We start from the raw sequence: 17,060 nt of genomic DNA, 5'->3' as shown, positions 1-17,060 counted from the left end.
GTTGGGGGTTCGGTTTCGGTCAGTAATCCGGGCGCGTACCCGGTCAGCGACGGCGCTGCCTGGGTCGCGTGCCGAAGATCACGGCGGCCGTCGCGGCCAGGCCGGCGGCGACCACGCTGGCGGTCGCCAGCGGGTGCAAGGTCGCCCGAGTGTAGGCGCTGGTGCGCACGACGTAGACGGGCGGGTCGCCGCGAACCTCGCCGGCATGCCGCGGCGCATGGAGGGCGCCCTGCGGGTCCCGCGGCTCCTCGGCACGCTTTTGCAAGGCGATGATGGCCGGCGCCAGCTCGTCGTAGGCGCCCGGCGCGAACTCCTTGCCCATCACGAACATCTTGCCGCCGCCGCCCACGAAGATGTCCCGCTGCGGGTGCACGGCGGCGTGCAGGATGGCGTTGGCCACCTCCTCGGGCGGGTAGATCGGCGGCGGCAGCGTCGGCTCGCGGTCCATGTAGTTGCGGGCACGCTGCGGCAGCGGCGTGTCGATGGACGCCGGCTTCACGAGGGTGACCGAGACCGGCGCCCGGTCCGCGATGAGCTCCATGCGCAAGGTGTCGGTGAAACCCTTCACCGCGTGCTTCGAGGTCGCGTAAAGGCCCTGAAACGGGAAGGCGAGGTCGGATGCGATACTGCCGACATTGATCAGCGCGCCACCGCGTTTCCGCAGGTGCTCGACGGCCATCAGAGAGCCATTCACCGTACCCCAGAGGTTGGTCTGGATCAGGCGCTCGTGATCCTTGTAGGCGATCTCGCGCAACGGCCCGTAGACGGTCAGGCCGGCGACGTTGACCCAGGTGTCGAAGCCGCCGAACGTCGCGATTGCTTTGTCGGCGATGGCCTGGACGTCCTCGCGCCGGCCTACGTCGGCGACGACATAGGTTGCGTTCGGGCCGAGCTCGTCGGCGACCCGGGCGAGCACGTCCTGGCTGCGCGCGGCGAGCACCACCCGGGCGCCGCGCTTGGCGGCCATGTGGGCGGTGGCCAAGCCGATGCCGCTCGACGCGCCTGTGACGACGATGACCTGCTCGCGCAGCGCCTTATGCGCCATGTCCGGTTCGCTCCTTGTCGACCCTGAACGGTGCCCGGCATGTCTACGCGCCAGACGCCGAAGCGTTGCAGCCCCAGCGCGTTCCGTGCCTTCGGGTCTAGGCCGTGCCGGCCATGACCGGCTCGCGGACGTCGCCATGACGCGCCCCGTCTGAGGGAGCTGGCAGGAGCAGACGGTCGCCGTCCGCCGTCCGGGCCATCTCGTGGTCCGGCGAGGGGAAGTCGAGGCTCCCGTCCGACCGGATGACGAGCAGGCACCGCGCGTCGCGGACCTCTGAGCCGGCTAGCTCGATCACGAACCGCCAGCCGGCGGCGTGTCTCCCTGCCAGGGCCTCGAAGTCGAACCCGTTCGCCAGCACCTTCCCGCGCGAGTCCCGGCTCACGCCGGTCTCCGCGTGCAGGAGGTGGTCCGCGGACGGCGCGAGTTGGTAGACCCGCTCGCGGCCGAGTTCCGGCGCGAGGCGCGTGCAGACGAGCGCGTTGTAGAGCTCGTCCCGGGTCGCCGCGAGCAGCCGGTCCGGCGGTTGGTCGGCAAGCCCTTCCTCGGCCTCGCGCGACAGGAGCTCAGCCTGCAGCGTCGGCACCCCGCCAGCCCGGGCCGCGCGTAAGGCCCCGGGATAGGTGTCGACCAGCAGCACCGGCACGCCGGCGCGGTGCAGCGCCAGGGCGAGGTCGCTTGACCAGGGCGAGGCGCCGACGACGGCAAGCCGCTCCGCATCCGCGGCGACCGAGAGCCCGAACCGGCGTGCCAGCGGCGCGAGCGAGAACCCATGGGCGAGCACGGTCGCGACGATGACGGCGAACACCGTCGGCTGGATCAGGTGCCTCCCGCATAGCCCGCCTCGCTGAGCCTGGGGCCGGCGAGGCCGGCGACCGCGGCCGCCACGATGCCGCGCGGGCCGATCCACCCGACGAACAGGCGCTCGCGCCAGGTCAGGTCGCTGCGCCACGTGGCCAGCCAAAGCGCCGCCGGCCGCACCACGAACAGCGTCGTGGCCGTCAACGCGATGACCGGCAGGGAGAGCTTGCCCAGCACCGTGAGGTCGAGGTCGGCGGTGAGGACGACGAAGAGGCAGGAGACCAGGAGGACGACCAGCGCCTCCTTGAAGCGGCGCAATTCTGCGATGCCCGGGACGTGCAGGTTTGCGAGCGCGATGCCGAACACGGTCGCGCCGATCAGCCCGGCCTCGTGCATCAGGAGGTTCGGCACCGCGTAGGCGACGAGCGCCAGCGCCAGCAGGAGCGGCGTCTTCAGGGTCTCCGGGACAAGGTCGCGCCGGAACGCCCAGGCCACGAGGAAGGCCGAGCCGACCCCGAGGACCGCGGCGGCCCCGGCGCCTTCCGCGAGGTGCAGCGCGAGGTCCGTCACGGCCTCCTCGCCCGACCGATGCGGTAGGCCGACCAGGATCTCGATGACGATGGCGGTCAGGATGGCGCCGACCGGGTCGTTGACGATGGCTTCCCACCTCAGGAATGCGGCGGAGCGCCGCTCCAGGCGGGCGTGGCGCAGCAGCGGCAGGATGACGGTCGGGCCGGTCACCACAAGGATGGCCCCGAACACAGCCGACGGCCCCCAGAGCATGCCGCCGACGAGGTGGGCGGCGACCGTGCCCAACACGAAGTTGATGGGCAGGGCGATGGCGGTGAGCCGGAGCACGCCCTCGCCGGCGGCACGCAACTCGCGGAAGTCGAGCGCGAGGCCGCCCTCGAACACCACGATGGCCACGGCCAGGCCGATCAGGGGACGGAGGTTTGGCCCGAACGCCTGGGACGGATGGAGGAGGCCGAGCACCGGCCCGACGAGGAAGCCGAGCCCGAGGAGGAGGACGATGGCCGGAATGCGGAAACGGGAAGCGATGACCTGGGCTGCGATGCCGCCCGCGACGATGCAAAGCACCGCCGTCGCCACACCCTGTTCCATTCGCGAAGCTCCCTTGAGCGCGCCCCTGCCGGCTCGGGAAACGTCTCCCGGCGCCGGAGGTCCCTGCCAACGTCGCCTCAGGCCGTACCGGAGGCGGTGGTGTCCGTCGCACGCGGGCGGAACGGGCATCGCCACTCCTCGTCCACGACCCGGCCGCTGTACTGGCGCGCCTCGGACACCTCGCCGTGCCGGGCCAACATCGGGTTCACCGATCCGGCCAGCGCCTCGTCCCGCTGCAGGATGGAGGAGCGCAGCTTCTCGTAGCGCCCGGCCTCGCGCAGCTGCTCGAACTGGGCGTGCAGGTTAAAAACCAGGGCCGGCGACGAGAACCGCCGGGCGGGCCGGCTGGCGTTCGGGTGCAGGCCGACCACGAAGAACGCCTCGCCGGCGAAGCTCAGGGAGAAGTGTGGGCTGTCCGGCTCGGGGGCGACGCGCCCGTCCCAGGGGTGGCCGAGCCAGGCGTCCTTGTCGGCGAGGGACTGCACACGGTTCCAAAGGTGCCGCTCGAATCCTTCCTCGTCCAGGTCGCTCGGCCCCTCGAAGACGACGGCGAAGCTCTGGAACAGGTCCGGTTGTCGGCGGTAGCGCGCCGCGAAGGCCATCAAGGCCGGGTAGATGCGCATGTCGTCCCAGGCCGAGGTGATGTCGCGGGCGACCAGCACCCGCATCTGGCCCTTGGTCAGGGCCGACTTGGCGCCGACGCAGGGGAAGCCGGCGTCGCGGATGAAGGCCCGGAAGGCTTCCGCCTGCGGATGGTTGGTATCGTCTCGGGGCAGTTGCATCGGAACTCGGCACGCAGGTCGCAAAGATGCCCGCGGAACCGGCACGAGGCGCCGCGGCAACAGGCAACGGTCCCCCGCAGGCCGCGTTCCGCGCGGGCTGGGAGGTGTCCTGCCTATCCACAGATGTCAGCCCTCACCGCCCGGGCCGGACGAGCGCCCCGATGAAGTTGCGCATCTCGGCCAGCCTGAGCCGCTCGTCGGTGACCTGCTCGTCCAGGCCGAGGCGCCAGGCGAGGTCGCGCCGGTTTGGCTCGCGGTGCAAGGCATCGACCTGCAGCGCGTAGGCTTCCACGTCGTCCTCGCCCCGTGCGAGCCCGGCCTCGACCAAGCTATCCGCCTGTCGGCGCAGGGCACCGGCCACTTCGTCCAGGCCGGTCTCGGGATGGTACTGCACACCCCAGAACACGCCGCCGTCGAAGCGGATCTCGGCGGCCTGCACGGCAGTGAGGCGATTGCCGGCGAGCAGAGTGGCCCCCGGTGGCAACGCGTCGACCTCGTCGGTGTGGATAGCCGGCGCGTCGAAGGCCGCCGGCCGACCCGCCAGCAGTGGATGTGACCGCTCATCCGCCGTCGGCGTGATCCGCCGTCGGCGTGATCCGCCGCGCGAACCCTGCCTCCAACCTTCTCGCGTTCGGGCGCACGCTGTCGCCGGCGGCGACCTTCGCGACCTGCAGCCCGGCGCAGGAGCCGAAGGCCGGCGTGCCCGAAGCGAACACGCTCCGCATGAAGGCGACCGTTCGCCGGGTCTCCGGCGTCTCCTCGTAGAGATGCAGTGGCGAGCCCGTGAGGAACACCGCGTCGTATTCGGCCAAGCTGTCCCCGGGTGGGAGAGCCGCATCGGCGTCGGCCGGCTGGATGCGGTCGCAGGTGGCCCCGGGAGCGAGCCTGCGCAGGATGTCGAGGTAGGTCTCGCCAGAGGAGCGGCCGACGCTCTCGCGACGCTTCTTACGCGCCTCGGGCGTCTCGCTCTCGGCCACCAGGAAGCGCGACGACGATTGGGTTGAATTCACGGCAGCCCAGTTCTCAGTGGCCGCGTGGCAAGCCGAGCCACGGCCGCAGGTCTAGGCGTGCGGCCGCGATGGCGCTCAGGACCTCCCTGGGGGCGCCGGCCGCCTTGGCTTCCACCTCGAAAGCCTGCAACCGCTGGAACAGCGCGACCTCCAGGTTGGGAATGACGGGGATCGGACGGAAGGAGGTCATCACCTTCAGCTCCCGCAGGTAACGGCAACCCTCCTCGTGACCGACCGTCATGGCACCTCCTTGGAACCAAGTCCGCCCTCGTCGCGCGAGGTCATGTCGGACAACACCCGTGGCGGCGAAGGGTTTGCGGAGGCGCGTGCGTCACGCTGTATCTCCTAGGGGCCCAGGCCGGCTTGCCCTCCGCCGCCGAAGGGACATCGAGCCACCCATCCATGCCGGCGTCTCGCCCTTACGCGGGGGGAAGCCCATGCGGCGAGCTGGGGTGGTCGGCGTCGGTGCCATCTGCCGGGCCTGCGGCGGTCCGGCTAGCGCGGCCAGGCGTGCGGTGCACCGGCGACGCAGGTTGGCAACCTGAGGCGATGAATACGGTTCTACCGACAGCCTCTTGGGACGGGGCCGTTCGGGAGGGGGCGTTGGAGGTTCGGGACATCGCGACGGCGGGCAAGCCGGACCCAAGGCTCCTGCAGGCCGCCGTCGAAGCCTCCGGCGAGGCCATCGTGATCACCTCGGCCGACCTCGACGAACCGGGACCGCGCATCGAGTACGTGAACCCCGCCTTCACGCGCATGACCGGTTACGGGGCCGAGGAGGTCGTGGGTCTCACGCCGCGTCTTCTGCAGGGGCCCGGAACGGATCGGGCCGTCCTCGACCGCATGCGCGCCGCCCTTGCCGCTGGCGAGCCGTTCCAGGGCGAAGCGGTGAACTACCGCAAGGACGGCTCGACCTACGTCGTCGAGTGGCTGATCACGCCCGTGCGCGAGGGCGACGGGGGCATCTCGCACTGGGTCTCGGCCCAACGCGACATAACCGAGCGGCGCGGCGGCGAGGACCGTCAGGCGCTGATGGTGCGCGAGCTGCACCACCGAGTGAAGAACACCCTCGCCACGGTCCAGGCGGTGGTGGACGCGACCGCCCGCTCCTCGCTCTCCGTCGCCGAGTTCACCCGCGCGTTCTCGGGGCGGATCGGCTCGTTGGCCCGGACCCACGCGCTGATCACCGAGGACCTTGCCCAGGCCGCCTCGTTCGAGGGACTGCTGAGGGCGGAGCTCGACCCCTACGACGAAAGGCGGCGCCTCACCCTGGAGGGCCCCAAGGTCGTGCTGCCGTCCGAGCTCGCCGTGCCGGTCGGCATGGCGTTGCATGAGCTGACCACGAACGCGCTGCGGCACGGCTCGCTGGCCGACCCGAACGGCCGCCTCCAAGTGAACTGGTGGGTCGAGGATGGGCATGCCGGGCGTGCCCTGCGCTGGGACTGGAGCGAGCACGACGGCCCGCCCGACCCGCACCCCACGCGCGAAGGCTTCGGCCACCGGCTCCTCAACAAGGTCCTGGCCACCCAGACGGGTGCCGAGGTGGATGTGGACTTCGCTCCGGATGGCCTGCGGGTGTCCGTGCGCATGCCCCTGCCGCCGTCACACCCTTAGGGAGCGTCGGCCTAAACCGGGAGGCTCAACCCTTCCTGCCATCCTTCCCGCTCCGGTCGATCTCCGTGCGGCAGGCCGGCGAGAGGTTCGCCATGTTCTTCCGGAAGCAGGCTTGGACCTCGTCGCCGTCCGGCGGGAGGTCGCCGCAGTACGTGGCGTAGTCGCCGCTGCAGCGCGCCTTCAAGGCCTCCCGGTCCATGGTGACTGCGGACTGCGCCACGACGAGGCTGGAGGTCGCGAGCACGAGGGTTACGAAGGTCCTGTAGGGCATGGGCTCGCGGTCCTGCTGATGCGTGTCATGCTGGGCTCCCCCGACAGCTCAGGTGCCTGGGTGCCCGGCCGCCTCGTCAGGCTGTCCGGGCAACATACGGTTTTTGGGGGCGCCGAAAGGGGTATCCGGCGCCCCCCTGCCGTCAGGCGTGCCTGAGGTCGTCGGGAACCTTGCCGCCGTTCTCGGCGAGCTTCTGGATCACCTGCTTGTGCAGCCAGACGTTCATGGAGGCCGAATCCTCCTTGTCGCCCGTGTAGTGCAGCTCGTCCGCAAGCTGCTTGCGGGCCTGCAGGCTGCTGTCGAGGTCGAGCAGCTTCATGAGGTCGACGATGGAGCGCTTGTAATCGAGCTCCTGGCCCTTCTTCGAGGCAAGGCCGGCGAGCACCTGCCCGACATCGACGTTCGCCTGCCCGGCTCCCGATGGAGCGTCGGCGACCGGGGACGGCGCCCCGCTCATCGAGGGCGCGGCCGCGCTGCTGGCCGAGCCGGTCGGACCGCCCGAACCCTGCGCCGCGGCCGACACGCTCGGCGCCTCCGAGGCGTGCGGGGCCGCCGCCTGGGCGCTCGCGCTGCCGCCGAAGATCTTCGACATGATCGACCCAAAGATGCTCATCCAGTCCTCCAAGATCCTGGCCCCGACTAGGGCCGAGCGGACGACAACGGAACGCCAGTGACCGACGTTCCGCAACTCGTCGCCCGCATCGGAGCATGGTCGACGGGCGGTGGCATATACGCTCATGGTGCCGTCCGCCTCGCCTCGGTCGTGACGGCTCAGGCCGCGACCTGCTCCAGGCTCTCGGCGAGCTGGCTTGCGATCTCGTCGCCCTCGTAGATCTCCGCGACCGCCTGCTTCAGCTTCTGCTCGTCCTCGGAGCGGCCGAGGGCCTTGGCGTAGGCCGCCGCCGAGCCGAAGCCCGCCAAGCCGTAGTGCGACATGCGCTGGTACTGGGCGATGATCTCCACGTCGCGCAGCTTGCCGTCGGTCGGCGCCTCCTGGATGCCGTGCTTCTTCGCCTCGGTCACGAGACCCTCCATACCCTTGCAGTGCTCCGGCTCGGCCTCGCCGCCGTTCTGCCGGATCAGGTCCTTGAGGATGTCGGTGTGCTTCTGGATGCCGCCAACCGAGTGCTCAAGCATCTGCTTGAGCTTGGGGTCGGAGACGTGGCCACCCAACTCCTTGACTGTCCTGATCATCTGGTCGTTGGCGGACCAAAGGTCCTTCATCTCGTCGAGATAGACTTCCTTGAGGCTGCTCGGTGCTGACATCGGTGGCTCCCGTTGGCTGCTTCCCTTGCAACACGACCTTGCTCGCGATGTTCCTGGTCGGTTTGCCGCGTCGGGCCGTGCAGATGTGCCTTTCCGGCCGACTTCCGTCGGATGCGCTTGGCCGCGCTTTCCGACCCGGATGCGTGTAGGCTGGCTGGAGACAGAGGAAACCGAACTCGAAATGGCCTGACGGTTCAGGGACGCCATGCTGTCGGCAATAGAGGAGGTGCGTCGACGATGCCCGAACAAGATGCACGGCCTACCCGGCCAAGGATGTCCGGGGATCGCGCCGCAACGTCCGATGAAGCGGACGCGTCAGTCCCGCCGGAGGAAGCCCGAAAGCGGTCGTTGCCCGAGCCCGTTAGCCAGGAGGCGGCAGACCTTCTCGACCAGGTCATGGCCAACGCTCGCGCGACGTACCCAGCGCCATTCGGCATCTAATCCGCGACACCTTCGAGGTTCTTCAGCAGCAGCACGAGGCACATCTCACCAAGGCCGAGGGGAAGGCGGGTCAGCCGGGCTAGGTGGTTGCGGCCCGGGCGCCAACGCCCCTCGTCGACACCGCCGTTAGGCGTCGCGCCTCGGCCTGAGCTCCACAACCTTGCCGGGCCCCCTCGTCTCGGCGGGAGCGCCGAGCACCTCGGCGACCTTGCGGGCGAGCTGCTCGCGCTTGAAGGGCTTGCCGATGAGCTGCACCCCGTCGTCGAGCCGGCCGTGGTGCACGATGGAGTTCTCGGTGTACCCGGACATGAAGAGCACCCGTACCTCCGGCCGGACCGCCCTCACGCGCTCCGAGAGCTCTCGGCCACGCACCTTGCCCGGCAGCACCACGTCGGTGAGCAGCAGGTCGATGGCGGTCGTGTTCTGGCCGAACACCTGCAGCGCCTCCTCGCCGTCGGCCGCCTCCAGTACCCGGTAGCCGAGGTCGGCGAGGATGGCACAGGCGATCTCGCGCACCGCCGCCTCGTCCTCCACCACCAGCACCGTACCCGTGCCGCGCGGCAGGTCGATGGGCGCGCCCGTCCGTTGCGACGGTGTGGCCGCCCCGACCGCGCGCGGCAGGTAGAGCTTCACCGTGGTGCCCTCGCCGGGCTCCGAGTAGATCTTCACGTGGCCGCCCGACTGCTTGACGAAGCCGAACACCATCGCGAGGCCGAGCCCCGTGCCCTTGCCGTCGGGCTTGGTCGTGAAGAACGGCTCGAACACGCGCGCGACCACATCCGTCGTCATGCCGTGGCCGGTGTCGGACACCGCCACCATGGCGTAGTCGCCGGGCACAACCTCCGCATGGTGCCGCGCGTACTCCTCGTCGAGCACCTTGTTACCGAGCTCGATGGTGAGACGGCCGCCGCCCGGCATCGCGTCGCGCGCGTTGAGCGCCAGGTTCAGGACGGCGCTCTCCAGCTGCGCGGGGTCGGCCATGGCCGGCCATAGGCCGGCGGTCTCGACGTAGCGCACCTCGATGTGCTCGCCCAGGGTGCGGCGCAGGAGCGGCACCAGGTCCGGCATGGTCGCGGCCAGGTCGATGGCGGCGGGTGCCAGCGGTTGCTTGCGGGCGAAGGCAAGAAGCTGCGCGGTCAGCGTCGCCCCGCGCTGGGCCGCCCAGGCCGCTCGCTCGATCCGCTGCTGCAGCTTGGCGTCGCCTTCGAGCTTGGCTCGTACGAACTCCAGGTTCCCGAGGATGACCTGCAGCAGGTTGTTGAAGTCGTGCGCGATGCCTCCGGTGAGCTGCCCGATGGCCTGCATCTTTTGGGCCTCGCGCAGCACGCCCTCGGCCTGGGCGCGCTTGGTCATGTCTGAGATGGTCAGCACGAATCCGCCGTCCGGCATCGGCGTACGGCGGATCTCAAGGTGGTGGCCGTCCGCGCGTTCGCGCTCGTAGGTGACGGCCTCACGCGGGTTCCGGATGCCGTGCCGGATCTGGTCCTCGGTCTCAAGCGCTGGGCGGCCCGGCTCAGCCGAGTGCTCGACGAAGGCGGCGTAGGTCGTGCTTGGCCGGAGCATCGCCTTCGGCAGGTCGAGCAGCACCTGGAAGCACGCGTTCCAGCTCGCGAGCTTGCGGTCCGGGCCGAACACGGCGACGCCCTGGCTGAGGCTGTCCAGCGTGGTGCGCAGGCGGAGCGCCAGGTCGCGTTGCTCGGCCTCGGTCCTGAAGGAGCGCGACCATGCCTGGTTCAGGAGCCGCGCAGCCCAGAGCAGGGTCAGGACCGCGAGCGCCGAACCGCCGATGACGAGCCAGCGCACCCACCGGGCGCGGGCGTCGTTCTGGGCGAGGCGCACGTCGAGCAGCCGCTGCTCGTCGCCGAGCATGGCGGCGAGCACGTTCTCCGCCTCGCGCATGTCGTTGCGGCCGGTGTCGGTGTTGACGATGCGCAGGGCCGTCTCCAGCCCGGAATCCCGACGGGCCTGCACGGTCTGGGCGAGCTCCTCCAACTTGTGCTGCAGGAGCGGCGCCAGCGCACGCAGGCGCTCCTGCTGGGCGCCGTTGTCGGCGGTCAGCTTCTGGAGCTCGCCCTGGAGCAGGCTGATGCGGTCGCGCGCGGCGTTGTAGGGTCCGAGGTACTCGTCCCGGCCGGTGAGAAGGTAGCCGCGCTGGCCGCGCTCGGCGTCGCGCAGGGCGATGGCGAGGTCCTTGGTGGTTCCGAGCACGCGGTAACTGTGCTGGGACCACTCGCGGGCGACGCGCGACTCGTTCAGGCGCTCCCAGGTCAGCACGCCGACCAGGGCGAGGATGACAACGAGCACACCGAAGACCAGCAGGTTGGCGCGCGCGACGAGGTAGCGTGTCATCGTATCCAGCGCAGCAAGTGAAGGTGTCTCGTGGCTCGGTCGCCGGGAACGAAGGTCCCTTGCGCGCTCGCGTCCCGCCGGACGCGGCATGGCATGCGATTGCGGGATCGTTGAGGCTGCCCCCAGCTCCGGACCATCATGCCACGGCCTCGTCCCGCCGCTCCTGCATGGAGGCGAGCGGCGCCTCAAGGCGGCAGACGATACCGGTCGGCGCGTAGGTCAAACGGACCTCGCCGCCGACCTCGGCCGCAAAGCTGCGCTCGATCAGGCGCGAACCGAAGCCGCGGCGAACCGGCGGGCTCAGGATGGGTGGGCCGCCCTGCTCGGACCACGTCAGGCAGAAGCGGGGCCCGTCGCCCGCGTGCACCACGAGCCAGCGCAGGTCGACCATGCCGCCCTCGTTCGAGAGGGCTCCGTACTTGGCGGCGTTGGTCGCGAGCTCGTGCAGCGCCAGCGCCAGCGAGAGCGCGGTCTTGGCGGAGAGGAGCACGTTGGGCCCGCTGATGCGGATGCGCGAGGCTTCGGCCTGGCGGTGCACCGAGAGCGCGCCCTCGGCCACCTCGCCGATGGGCGCCTCGGTCCAGTTCGCCTGTGTCAGGATGTCGTGAGCGCGCCCGAGGGATATCAGGCGCGCGGCGAACGCTTCCCGCATCTCGTTGACGTCGTTGGCTCCTCGCAGGGTCTGGCTTGCGATGGCCTGCACCAGAGCGAGCGTGTTCTTGACCCGGTGCTGCAGCTCGCCGGCGAGAAGGCGCTGGCGCTCCTCGGCCCGCTTCCGCTCGGTGATGTCGAACATGGCGCCGATCATGCGCACCGCCCGACCGCCTTCGCCCCGGATGACGTAGCCGCGGTCCAGGATGTCGGCGTAGGAGCCGTCGGCACGCAGGAAGCGGTACTCGTCGGTCCAGACCGTGCCGGTGCCGTCGATGACGGCATGGATGGTGGCGTGGATGCGGGCGCGGTCCTCGGGATGGATATGGCCGATCCACCAGTCGCCGGTGGGTTCCACGTCCTCGGGCCGGTGGCCGTGGGCGGTCTGGAGCGCCTCGTTCCAGAGCAAGTGGTTGGCGGCGAGGTTCCAGTCCCAGATCGCATCGTTGGTCGCGCGCGAGACAAGCCGGTAGCGCTCCTCGGTCTCGCGCAGGACCTGCTCGGCCCGCCGGCCCTCGGTAACGTCGCGCGCGAAGCCGATGAGGCGCACCGGCCGACCGTCGTCGAACAGGGTCTGGCCCTTCGCGGACACCCAGCGCTCGGTCCCGTCCTCCGGGGCTACCGTGCGGTACGTGACGTCGTAGACGCCGTCGCCGTCCGGGTCGACTGCGGCGCGCACCGCCTCGTCCGCCCTTGCCAAGTCGTCCGGGTGCACGCGGGCCAAGTGCACGTTCAGGTCGACCGGGGCGTCCGGCGGCAAGCCATAGAAGGAGAGGATGCGGGCGTCCCACTTCAACTCGTCCGCGACCAAGTCGTAGTCGAACACGCCGGTGCCGGTCGCATCGACGGCGAGCCGCAGCTGCTCGCGTGCCTGCCGCAGGTCGTCCTCGGCCTGCCGGCGGTCATGGATGTCGATGGCGATGCCGATCCAGCTCTCGACCCGACCGCCCTCGCCGCGAACGGGTTTGCCGCGCGCGAGGAACCAGCGGTACGCACCGTCGGAGGCTCGGCGAAACGGGATCTCGACCTCGTAGGGTCCCTGCGTGGCGACCGCCTGCTTCCACACGCCGAGCACCTGCTCACGGTGCTCCGGATGGATCACGCCAGCCCAGCCGTCGCCGCCGGTGTCGCCCGGGGTGAGGCCGGTGTACGCGTACCAGGTCGGGTTGCAGTAGGTGATGTCGCCGGCGGCGTTGCCGAACCAGACCACCTGTGGGCTGACCTCGACGAGCGAGCGGAAGCGCAGCTCGCTCGCGCTGCGCTCCGCCGCTTCCGCGCGCTGCCTTGTGCGGTCACGCAGGATCTTGACGAAACCTTGGACCGTGCCGTCCGCGCCCTTCAGCGGCATGAGCTCTCCGTTGGCCCAGAACCGCTCGCCGCCCTTGCGCAGGTGCCAACGCTCGTCGGGCGCGAAGCCCTCCTTCAGCGCCAGCTCCATCTCGATCTCGGGTTGACCCGCCTCGCGGTCCTCGGGGGTGAAGAACACGTGAGCCGGGTCGCCCAGCATCTCCTCCTCGCGCCAGCCGAGGACGCGCTCGGCGCCGGCGCTCCAGCGGGTGACCCGCCCGCTCCGGTTCATGGCGATGATGGCGTAGTCCGTCGCGCTGTCGAGGATACGCTCCTGCAGCTCCTTCTGGATCTGCTGGGCGCGGGCGTTCCGGCGCGCCTCCAACAGTGCCATGGTCTGGCGGGCAAGGCGCCGCAGGCCGGCCTGCTGCCGCTCCGTAAGTTCGCGCGGCCGGGTGTCGAGCACGCAGACCGTACCGACCGGATGCCCGTCTTCAGTCTTGAGCAGGGCGCCGGCGTAGAAGCGCAGGCCGGGCTCGCCTGTCACCAGGGGGTTGCAGGCGAAGCGCGGGTCCCGGGCCGCGTCCGGCACGTAGAGGAAATCGCTCTGCAGGATGGCTTGCCGGCAGAACGAGGTCTCAAGCGGTGTCTCGCGCACCCCGAGTCCCACCTCGGCCTTGAAGAACTGCCGCCCGTCGCCGATGAAGTTCACCACCGCGATGGCCGTGCCGCAGATCTCGGCCGCCAGGTCGGCGACGTCGTCGAACTCCCGTTCGCGAGGCGTGTCGAGGATGTCGTAGCCGGCGAGCGCCTGCAGGCGCGCGAACTCGTTCGTCGTTTGGCTGGGCTGCCCCATGGCGTGGTCACGTCCGGGGACCGTATTCTGTTCCATCCGCGCGGCGCCCTCTCAGACGGCCTGGCACATCGGCTTCTCACCCACTGGCGCGGGTCTCAGGGACACCAGCGTACCGGAGGCGTTGTAGACGGCACCCAGCACGGTCTCGAAGTGGCGCTTGACCGCGCCGTGGCACTCGCAGGCGGTCTCCTCGACCGCTGGGCGGCTCAGGATGATGATGCGCCCGCGCCGGGCCTGGATCAGCCCTTGCTGCTGCAGGGTCCGCAGCGTCCGCGTCAGGTAGGAGCGTTGCACGCCCAGGAGTTCGGCCAGCACCTCGTGGGTGACCGGCAGGACGTCGCTGCCGAGACGGTCCTGCAAACCCAGCAACCACCGGGCGCAGCGCGCCTCGATGGTGTGGCTGGCGTTGCAGGCCACCGACTGGAGCACCTGGGCAAGCAGGCAGTCGGAGTAGCGGGTGATCAGGTTACGCAGGCCCGGGGACGTCTGCTTGATCTGCTGCAGCACCGGCGCCTCGATGCGCAGCACCGAGCCGGGAATCTGGACGACGGCCCGGCTAAAGGCCGGCAGGGAGCCCTGGCTGACGACGCCGCCGACCGCCCCCTCGCGCCCGACCGTGGCCGTCTCGACGGCGCGTCCGTCGCTGAGCCCGATGAGGAGGGCGGCCACGCACTGACCGAGCGGGAAGGTGATGTGGCCGACGTCATCGCCTGCGTCGAACAGCGCCTCGCCGCGTCGGTACTCCCTCAGTTCCAGGTGCGGCCGAAGCAGCGCCTGGTCGGGCAAGCGCAAGGCGCCGAGGAGGAGGTTGCCGCTGAGCAGGTCGTCGACGTCTGAGGGCATGGATCAGCGGCGGAGCGTCGTACCGGGTTGGCCTGGACCTATTCTTACAGCGACGCTCGATTCGCTGTCAGTTCACAAGTGCACAAAAGGGCGGAAGACCGGCATTTCTCATCGGCTTGGCGCGGGCCGTCGGATGCGCGCGTTAACACATGCAACCATCGGCGGCTGAAGGGTTTCTAGGTTCGTATTGACCGGTCTCTCAAGCCCCGCGACGCGATGCCCCGCTACTTCCTCGATTTCCAGGACGGTGAACTGTGGCTGCGGGACGATGAAGGCCAGGACTACGAGAGCCTGCAGGCCGCGCGCGACGCAGCGATTGCGGCGTTGCCGGACATCGGCCGGGAGGCGCCGCCCCCGGACGGCAAGCGCGCGTTCGTGGCCTACGTCCGTGACGAGGCGGGCGCGCAGCTCTGCACCATTCGGCTAAACCTTGCCGCCGAGTGCGATCCCAAGGGCCAGACCCGGGACCGATAAGGCGGGAGCCACGCACGGCCGGTCCCGCTTCGCGGACACGCTGTAGGTCACCCCTAAGGCCGAGCGACGGGTACGCAGACCACAAGACCTAGGGCAGTAAGCCCATCACGCTGGCCGCCCTTTGCCTGCGGGACCATCTGGACCGTTCGGGACCTCCACTCGGGGAACTGCCACGCGCTTTCGAGGACATCGTCGGCGTTTGCCTCAGGCCTGCCCGCGATGGGCCCCGACGAGACGAAGCACTGGAGCCCTCAGGTTGCCTTTCTCGCTGCCGGGGGCACAGCGGGTTTGGTTGCGGCCCGCCGCCTTCGCCTCGTACAACGCCGCGTCGGCCGCCCGGTACAGCGCCTCCGCCCGCTCGCTCGCTGAGCCATGGCCTGTCGTGAGGCCGATGCTCACCGTCACAGCGCCCGCCGCGATGCCTGCCGAGGGCACCGAGACCGTCGCGACCGCCTCGTGCACCTTGCTGGCGATGCGCATGGCGCCGTCCTGGTCGGTGTCGGGCAACAGGATCGCGAACTCCTCCCCGCCGACGCGCGCAACGAGGTCGTCCGGCCGGTGCACGCCGGCGGAAAGGCATTGGGCGAGCCCCTTCAGTACCTCGTCGCCCACCGCGTGGCCGTAGCGGTCGTTGTAGCGCTTGAAGTGGTCCGCATCGACGACGAGCAGCGAGAGCGGCTTGCCGGTGCGTCGCGCGCGGTCCCAGGCCGCCTCGAACGCCTCCTCGAAGCGGCGCCGGTTCGGCAGTCCCGTCAGCGCGTCGGTGAGCGACAACCGGGCAAGTTCGGCCTGCATGGCGGCACGGTGGCGGAGCTCGCGTCCGAACAGGAGGGACAGCACGACGGTGAGGCCGCACAGCAGGAGCACAACGGTCCCGATCGAGACGGCCTTCGCCCGCCACCCGGCCTCGACCTCGTCGACGGCGAGCGCCACGTTCAGGATCAGGGGGAGGTCGCCAACCTGGCTGAACGTGTAGAGGCGCCGGACGCCGTCGCGGACGGAGGTCTCGACGAACTTCCCGGCGCCCTCCCGTGCGAATCGGTCGAAGGTCCGGGACCCGGCGATGTTCACGCCGACGTCGGCCTCAAGGTAGGGGTGGCGGGTGATGCGCGTGCCGTCGCGCAGGTAGAGGTTGATCGCGCCCTCTTGCCCAAGGCCGATCTGGTCGAAGAGGCGGGCGAAGTAGGTGAGTTTTAGGCTGCCCAGGACCAACCCGCCGAATGAGCCGTCGGGCTTGTCGATGCGCCGGCTGAAGTTGACCATGCGCTCGCCGGTCAGGCGCGAGACGATGGGGCGGCCGACGTACAGGCCGAGATGCCCGTTGGCCTTGTGCGCCTGGAAGTAGTCGCGGTCGGCGTAGTTGCCCTTGCGCGGTGGCGAGGCCGCCGCGTCCTCGACGACGTCGCCGTTCTCGTCAAGGACGAACATGACCCCCAGGTCGCGCGCGCCCGTGGCCCGGTCGAACAGCACGAGCTGGCGCATGTCCGGGTCGAGCTTGGCGAGACCCGGCATCCGCATGTTGTCCTGCATGGCCCGGAGAGTGAGGTCGATGACCTCGACGTTCCGGGCGATGTCGCGCTCGATGACCTGGAGCAAGTTCCTCGATGTCTGCTCGGCCTTGTCCCAGGCGTCCTGGCGCAGGTCGAGCAGCATCAGTCCCGACACCATTAGCATGCCGAGCGGCGCGAGCACGCCCAACCCGATCCAGGTATGGGTGGAGCGGAGCAGGCGCGCGAGGCGTGAAGGCAGGACCATCAGCGGCTCTCCCGAGCTTCGTCGTCGTTGCTTGGTTGATAAGACGCGAGACGCTGACGGGTGCTTTCCGTCGAATCCGTTCCTGGCCCTTTAACTCCGTCGTGGCTAACGAAGGGTACCTGCGATGCGGAGGATCCTTCCGAGCGGACCGCGGCATTCCCGAGGGCCCTGCGTAGCCGTCCGACGGCACCGCACCCGCGCTTGGTGCGTTACAGGATCCGCCGACCATACCGGAGCCCTTATGTTGAACCCCTTCTGTGCCGCGTTCCTGCTCGCCGTCGAGGCGCAGCGGGTCATCGAGCTGCGGCTGGTCCGGATCGCCTGGGGCGGGGCGGAGGCCCAGGCCGAGATGGTCTCGATGGTCGGCGAGAAGGTCGTGGCCGCGATGGAGGCCGCCAACACGTTGCTGGCGGGCGGATCGCACGACGAGGTCGTCGCCCGTTACCGGGAGTTGGTCGCCGCCAACACCCGCCGCCTGACGACCTGAGCCGAGGAG

The 17,060-nt window shown here is 70.0% G+C and carries 17 protein-coding genes; 3 read left to right on the top strand and 14 right to left on the bottom strand.

Annotated elements, in window-relative coordinates; genetic code table 11:
- Positions 1-43 precede the first annotated feature (43 nt).
- The 7 genes from ACPCJR_RS22440 to ACPCJR_RS22410 form a co-directional block, all read right to left on the bottom strand.
- Positions 44-1,045 carry an SDR family oxidoreductase gene (locus tag ACPCJR_RS22440; protein ID WP_012452116.1) on the bottom strand — a complete coding sequence of 334 codons (1,002 nt, stop codon included), beginning with the start codon at positions 1,043-1,045 and terminating at the stop codon, positions 44-46.
- Between the two features lie 97 nt (positions 1,046-1,142).
- Positions 1,143-1,850 carry a hypothetical protein gene (locus ACPCJR_RS22435; RefSeq protein ID WP_238231190.1) on the bottom strand — a complete coding sequence of 236 codons (708 nt, stop codon included), beginning with the start codon at positions 1,848-1,850 and terminating at the stop codon, positions 1,143-1,145.
- An 11-nt stretch (positions 1,851-1,861) separates the two neighbouring features.
- The gene (locus ACPCJR_RS22430; protein ID WP_158022264.1) at positions 1,862-2,965 is read right to left on the bottom strand and encodes a cation:proton antiporter; all 1,104 of its coding nucleotides are present in this window, start codon (positions 2,963-2,965) and stop codon (positions 1,862-1,864) included.
- Positions 2,966-3,042: 77 nt separating this feature from the next.
- The gene (gene gntA / locus ACPCJR_RS22425) at positions 3,043-3,747 is read right to left on the bottom strand and encodes a guanitoxin biosynthesis heme-dependent pre-guanitoxin N-hydroxylase GntA (protein ID WP_238231192.1); all 705 of its coding nucleotides are present in this window, start codon (positions 3,745-3,747) and stop codon (positions 3,043-3,045) included.
- Positions 3,748-3,880: 133 nt separating this feature from the next.
- Positions 3,881-4,231 carry a hypothetical protein gene (locus ACPCJR_RS22420; protein ID WP_238231194.1) on the bottom strand — a complete coding sequence of 117 codons (351 nt, stop codon included), beginning with the start codon at positions 4,229-4,231 and terminating at the stop codon, positions 3,881-3,883.
- A 76-nt stretch (positions 4,232-4,307) separates the two neighbouring features.
- Positions 4,308-4,757, bottom strand: coding sequence for a glutamine amidotransferase-related protein (locus ACPCJR_RS22415; protein ID WP_238231196.1), 450 nt, complete (start codon positions 4,755-4,757; stop codon positions 4,308-4,310).
- Positions 4,758-4,770: 13 nt separating this feature from the next.
- The gene (locus ACPCJR_RS22410; RefSeq protein ID WP_163190483.1) at positions 4,771-4,998 is read right to left on the bottom strand and encodes a hypothetical protein; all 228 of its coding nucleotides are present in this window, start codon (positions 4,996-4,998) and stop codon (positions 4,771-4,773) included.
- Positions 4,999-5,360: 362 nt separating this feature from the next.
- Here ACPCJR_RS22410 and ACPCJR_RS22405 point away from each other — a divergent pair, with 362 nt between their 5' ends.
- Complete coding sequence (locus ACPCJR_RS22405; RefSeq protein ID WP_238231198.1) at positions 5,361-6,371, top strand: HWE histidine kinase domain-containing protein; 1,011 nt, start codon at positions 5,361-5,363, stop codon at positions 6,369-6,371.
- A gap of 25 nt (positions 6,372-6,396) precedes the next feature.
- Here ACPCJR_RS22405 and ACPCJR_RS22400 read toward each other — a convergent pair whose 3' ends face one another.
- The 6 genes from ACPCJR_RS22400 to ACPCJR_RS22375 form a co-directional block, all read right to left on the bottom strand.
- Complete coding sequence (locus ACPCJR_RS22400) at positions 6,397-6,642, bottom strand: hypothetical protein (RefSeq protein ID WP_391515165.1); 246 nt, start codon at positions 6,640-6,642, stop codon at positions 6,397-6,399.
- A gap of 142 nt (positions 6,643-6,784) precedes the next feature.
- Positions 6,785-7,255, bottom strand: coding sequence for a DUF3597 domain-containing protein (locus ACPCJR_RS22395; RefSeq protein ID WP_041370935.1), 471 nt, complete (start codon positions 7,253-7,255; stop codon positions 6,785-6,787).
- A gap of 158 nt (positions 7,256-7,413) precedes the next feature.
- Complete coding sequence (locus ACPCJR_RS22390; RefSeq protein ID WP_012452123.1) at positions 7,414-7,908, bottom strand: ferritin-like domain-containing protein; 495 nt, start codon at positions 7,906-7,908, stop codon at positions 7,414-7,416.
- Positions 7,909-8,475: 567 nt separating this feature from the next.
- Entirely contained in the window at positions 8,476-10,698 is a 2,223-nt protein-coding gene (locus tag ACPCJR_RS22385; protein WP_012452124.1) for a CHASE3 domain-containing protein, read from the bottom strand.
- A gap of 136 nt (positions 10,699-10,834) precedes the next feature.
- Complete coding sequence (locus tag ACPCJR_RS22380) at positions 10,835-13,492, bottom strand: PAS domain-containing protein (protein WP_238231199.1); 2,658 nt, start codon at positions 13,490-13,492, stop codon at positions 10,835-10,837.
- A 51-nt stretch (positions 13,493-13,543) separates the two neighbouring features.
- Positions 13,544-14,335, bottom strand: coding sequence for a Crp/Fnr family transcriptional regulator (locus tag ACPCJR_RS22375; protein WP_238231201.1), 792 nt, complete (start codon positions 14,333-14,335; stop codon positions 13,544-13,546).
- Positions 14,336-14,551: 216 nt separating this feature from the next.
- Between ACPCJR_RS22375 and ACPCJR_RS22370 the strand changes: the two genes are divergently transcribed.
- Positions 14,552-14,809 carry a DUF6894 family protein gene (locus ACPCJR_RS22370; protein ID WP_012452127.1) on the top strand — a complete coding sequence of 86 codons (258 nt, stop codon included), beginning with the start codon at positions 14,552-14,554 and terminating at the stop codon, positions 14,807-14,809.
- A gap of 204 nt (positions 14,810-15,013) precedes the next feature.
- Here ACPCJR_RS22370 and ACPCJR_RS22365 read toward each other — a convergent pair whose 3' ends face one another.
- Positions 15,014-16,564, bottom strand: a complete 1,551-nt coding sequence (locus ACPCJR_RS22365; protein WP_012452128.1) for a sensor domain-containing diguanylate cyclase — start codon at positions 16,562-16,564, stop codon at positions 15,014-15,016.
- A 241-nt stretch (positions 16,565-16,805) separates the two neighbouring features.
- Here ACPCJR_RS22365 and ACPCJR_RS22360 point away from each other — a divergent pair, with 241 nt between their 5' ends.
- Positions 16,806-17,051: a hypothetical protein gene (locus tag ACPCJR_RS22360; RefSeq protein ID WP_012452129.1), complete on the top strand. Its 246-nt coding sequence runs from the start codon at positions 16,806-16,808 to the stop codon at positions 17,049-17,051.
- The last annotated feature ends 9 nt before the right edge of the window (positions 17,052-17,060 follow it).

Origin of the sequence: Methylobacterium sp. NPDC097929 (assembly GCF_049543375.1) — a bacterium.
GTDB lineage: Bacteria > Pseudomonadota > Alphaproteobacteria > Rhizobiales > Beijerinckiaceae > Methylobacterium.
The sequence above is the reverse complement of the archived record's forward strand: the minus strand, read 5'-3'. Positions and strand labels throughout refer to the sequence as shown.

Coding starts and splice junctions, on each gene's coding strand:
- ACPCJR_RS22440 (WP_012452116.1), bottom strand. CDS start 1,045: ATGGCGCATAAGGCGCTGCGCGAGCAGGTCATCGTCGTCACAGGCGCG.
- ACPCJR_RS22430 (WP_158022264.1), bottom strand. CDS start 2,965: ATGGAACAGGGTGTGGCGACGGCGGTGCTTTGCATCGTCGCGGGCGGC.
- gntA (WP_238231192.1), bottom strand. CDS start 3,747: ATGCAACTGCCCCGAGACGATACCAACCATCCGCAGGCGGAAGCCTTC.
- ACPCJR_RS22410 (WP_163190483.1), bottom strand. CDS start 4,998: ATGACGGTCGGTCACGAGGAGGGTTGCCGTTACCTGCGGGAGCTGAAG.
- ACPCJR_RS22400 (WP_391515165.1), bottom strand. CDS start 6,642: ATGCCCTACAGGACCTTCGTAACCCTCGTGCTCGCGACCTCCAGCCTC.
- ACPCJR_RS22395 (WP_041370935.1), bottom strand. CDS start 7,255: ATGAGCATCTTTGGGTCGATCATGTCGAAGATCTTCGGCGGCAGCGCG.
- ACPCJR_RS22390 (WP_012452123.1), bottom strand. CDS start 7,908: ATGTCAGCACCGAGCAGCCTCAAGGAAGTCTATCTCGACGAGATGAAG.
- ACPCJR_RS22385 (WP_012452124.1), bottom strand. CDS start 10,698: ATGACACGCTACCTCGTCGCGCGCGCCAACCTGCTGGTCTTCGGTGTG.
- ACPCJR_RS22380 (WP_238231199.1), bottom strand. CDS start 13,492: ATGGGGCAGCCCAGCCAAACGACGAACGAGTTCGCGCGCCTGCAGGCG.
- ACPCJR_RS22375 (WP_238231201.1), bottom strand. CDS start 14,335: ATGCCCTCAGACGTCGACGACCTGCTCAGCGGCAACCTCCTCCTCGGC.
- ACPCJR_RS22370 (WP_012452127.1), top strand. CDS start 14,552: ATGCCCCGCTACTTCCTCGATTTCCAGGACGGTGAACTGTGGCTGCGG.
- ACPCJR_RS22365 (WP_012452128.1), bottom strand. CDS start 16,564: ATGGTCCTGCCTTCACGCCTCGCGCGCCTGCTCCGCTCCACCCATACC.
- ACPCJR_RS22360 (WP_012452129.1), top strand. CDS start 16,806: ATGTTGAACCCCTTCTGTGCCGCGTTCCTGCTCGCCGTCGAGGCGCAG.